This window comes from Treponema sp. R6D11 (assembly GCF_054786075.1).
In genome coordinates this window covers 1-311 of record NZ_BDHD01001403.1, presented here as the reverse complement: position 1 = coordinate 311, position 311 = coordinate 1, and the positions used below count along the sequence as shown (strand labels likewise).

At 48.2% G+C, this 311-nt stretch carries 1 protein-coding gene; it reads left to right on the top strand.

Annotated features, from left to right (window positions below):
* Positions 1-72: 72 nt before the first annotated feature.
* Positions 73-311: NAD(P)-binding domain-containing protein (locus tag ACYVTD_RS18930; protein ID WP_461249123.1), on the top strand; the 239-nt coding region annotated here is incomplete at its 3' end.

Below are 311 nucleotides of genomic sequence, written 5' to 3'. Positions count from 1 at the left end.
ATTATGGTAAAGGCGGGGCAGGCGGTAGACGATACAATCGAGCATCTTTTAGAAGGTTTTTAAAAAGGCGATATTATCATTTACGGCGGCAATTTAAATTATCAGGATACAAAACGAAGAACCTCTTTTGTTGAATCAAAAGGCTTTTTATACATCCGGACTGGCGTTTCAGGCGGGGAGGAAAGCGCGTTAAAGGGACCCTCGGTAATGGCCCGCGGGCCCCCCGGCGGCGGGGGTTTTTTGGGTGTCTTTCTTCCTGTTTTAACCGCCGGTTTTTTCTTTTTCGCCGTCGGCTTCGCTTTCACTGGCAT